Source organism: Salinicola halophilus (assembly GCF_003206155.1).
GTDB lineage: Bacteria > Pseudomonadota > Gammaproteobacteria > Pseudomonadales > Halomonadaceae > Salinicola > Salinicola halophilus.
Window position 1 is genome coordinate 1 of record NZ_PZJV01000011.1, and the last position, 3,216, is coordinate 3,216.

A 3,216-nucleotide genomic window follows, 5' to 3' on the forward strand; every position below is an offset into this window, starting at 1 on the left:
ACCCCACACTACCATCGGCGCTAAGTGGTTTCACGTCTGAGTTCGGCATGGATTCAGGTGGTTCCCACTCGCTATGGTCGTCAGGCAAAACTGACGCTGAAGGGGTTGGCCGGTTGGCGTCCCTTCAACTGAATTTGGATCAGGCTGACTACGTCTCAATGCGTATCCGCAATTGTCGATCGACCTGCAAACCCCTTGGGGTTATATGGTCAAGCCTCACGGGGTATTAGTACACGTTAGCTCAACGCCTTGCAGCGCTTCCACACCGTGCCTATCGACCAGCTAGTCTTGCTGGACCCTTTAGGAGACTCTAGGTCTCGGGGAGATCTCATCTTGAAGGGGGCTTCCCGCTTAGATGCTTTCAGCGGTTATCCCGTCCGCACATAGCTACCCGGCGATGCCACTGGCGTGACAACCGGAACACCAGAGGTGCGTCCACTCCGGTCCTCTCGTACTAGGAGCAGCACTTCTCAAATCTCCAACGCCCACGGCAGATAGGGACCGAACTGTCTCACGACGTTCTAAACCCAGCTCGCGTACCACTTTAAATGGCGAACAGCCATACCCTTGGGACCGACTTCAGCCCCAGGATGTGATGAGCCGACATCGAGGTGCCAAACACCGCCGTCGATGTGAACTCTTGGGCGGTATCAGCCTGTTATCCCCGGAGTACCTTTTATCCGTTGAGCGATGGCCCTTCCATACAGAACCACCGGATCACTAGAACCTGCTTTCGCACCTGCTCGACGTGTCTGTCTCGCAGTTAAGCACCCTTATGCTCTTGCACTCATTGCACGATTTCCAACCGTGCTGAGGGTACCTTCGTGCTCCTCCGTTACTCTTTCGGAGGAGACCGCCCCAGTCAAACTACCCACCACACACTGTCCTCGACCCGGATAACGGGCCCAAGTTAGAACGCCAATGATGCCAGGCTGGTATTTCAAGGTTGGCTCCACCGGAACTGGCGTCCCGGTTTCCAAGCCTCCCAGCTATCCTACACAAGCAACATCAGCGTCCAGTGTGAAGCTATAGTAAAGGTTCACGGGGTCTTTCCGTCTAGCCGCGGGTACACAGCATCTTCACTGCGATTTCAATTTCACTGAGTCTCGGGTGGAGACAGCGTGGCCATCATTACGCCATTCGTGCAGGTCGGAACTTACCCGACAAGGAATTTCGCTACCTTAGGACCGTTATAGTTACGGCCGCCGTTTACCGGGGCTTCGATCAAGAGCTTCGCCTTGCGGCTAACACCATCAATTAACCTTCCGGCACCGGGCAGGCGTCACACCCTATACGTCCGCTTACGCGTTAGCAGAGTGCTGTGTTTTTAATAAACAGTTGCAGCCACCTGGTATCTTCGACCGGTCGCAGCTCGGGGCGCGAGGCCCTTCACCACAACCGGCGCACCTTCTCCCGAAGTTACGGTGCCATTTTGCCTAGTTCCTTCACCCGAGTTCTCTCAAGCGCCTTGGGATTCTCACCCTGACCACCTGTGTCGGTTTGGGGTACGGTCGCATGTTATCTGAAGCTTAGAGGCTTTTCCTGGAAGCGTGGCATCGATGACTTCCGAACCGTAGTTCGTTCGTCTCGCCTCTCGGCTTTAAGGACCCGGATTTACCTGAGTCCTCGGCCTACGGGCTTTCACCAGGACAACCAACGCCTGGCTCACCTAGCCTTCTTCGTCCCCCCATCGCAATAACATCCGGTACGGGAATATTGACCCGTTTCCCATCGACTACGCTTTTCAGCCTCGCCTTAGGGGCCGACTCACTCTGCTCCGATTGACGTAGAACAGAAACCCTTGGTCTTCCGGCGGGGGAGGTTTTCACTCCCCTTGTCGTTACTCATGTCAGCATTCGCACTTGTGATATCTCCAGCAAGCTTCTCAACTCACCTTCGCAGACTTACACAACGCTCCTCTACCGCTCATCCAGAGGATGAACCCGTAGCTTCGGCATCTGGTTTGAGCCCCGTTACATCTTCCGCGCAGGCCGACTCGACTAGTGAGCTATTACGCTTTCTTTAAAGGATGGCTGCTTCTAAGCCAACCTCCTAGCTGTCTGTGCCTTCCCACATCGTTTCCCACTTAACCAGAATTTGGGGGCCTTAGCTGACGGTCTGGGTTGTTTCCCTTTTCACGACGGACGTTAGCACCCGCCGTGTGTCTCCCACGCTCTACTCACCGGTATTCGGAGTTTGCCTCGGGTTGGTAACCCGGGATGGGCCCCTAGCCGAAACAGTGCTCTACCCCCGGTGGTAATACGTGAGGCGCTACCTAAATAGCTTTCGAGGAGAACCAGCTATCTCCGAGCTTGATTAGCCTTTCACTCCGATCCACAGCTCATCTCAGCATTTTTCAACATACTTGAGTTCGGGCCTCCAGTCAGTGTTACCTGACCTTCACCCTGGCCATGGATAGATCGCCCGGTTTCGGGTCTATATCCAGCGACTGGTCGCCCAGTTAAGACTCGATTTCTCTACGCCTCCCCTATACGGTTAAGCTCGCCACTGAATATAAGTCGCTGACCCATTATACAAAAGGTACGCGGTCACAGAACGAGTCTGCTCCCACTGCTTGTACGCACACGGTTTCAGGATCTATTTCACTCCCCTCTCCGGGGTTCTTTTCGCCTTTCCCTCACGGTACTGGTTCACTATCGGTCAGCCAGGAGTATTTAGCCTTGGAGGATGGTCCCCCCATGTTCAGTCAGGGTTTCACGTGCCCCGACCTACTCGATTTCACACGATCAGGTTTTCGACTACGGGGCTATCACCCGCTATGGCCGGCCTTTCCAGGCGCGTTCGTCTAACCAGTCACATGCTTAAGGGCTACTCCCCGTTCGCTCGCCGCTACTGGGGGAATCTCGGTTGATTTCTTTTCCTCGGGGTACTTAGATGTTTCAGTTCCCCCGGTTCGCTTCCCAACACCTATGGATTCAGTGTGGGATACCCAGCTGATGCTGGGTGGGTTTCCCCATTCGGAAATGCCCGGGTCACAGGTTGTTTGCCACCTCACCGAGCCTTATCGCAGGCTACAACGTCCTTCATCGCCTCTGGCTGCCAAGGCATCCACCGTGTGCGCTTAATCGCTTGACCATATAACCCGAAGGGGTCTGGTGTTCGCGATCGATTACGACAATTGCCGGATACGCTTGAGACGTATCACTTTTGCTCTTCTCCGAAGAGAAGAACTGTCAGCATGATCCAAATTGTTAA

2 rRNA genes are annotated in these 3,216 nt (G+C 54.6%); both read right to left on the reverse strand.

The features are described 5' to 3' along the window. A 5S ribosomal RNA gene (rrf, locus tag DOM33_RS16040) occupies window positions 1–85 on the reverse strand; the annotation flags it as partial. A 120-nt stretch (window positions 86–205) separates the two neighbouring features. Then, window positions 206–3,096: ribosomal RNA gene (locus DOM33_RS16045) — 23S ribosomal RNA — on the reverse strand. Between the last annotated feature and the right edge of the window lie 120 nt (window positions 3,097–3,216).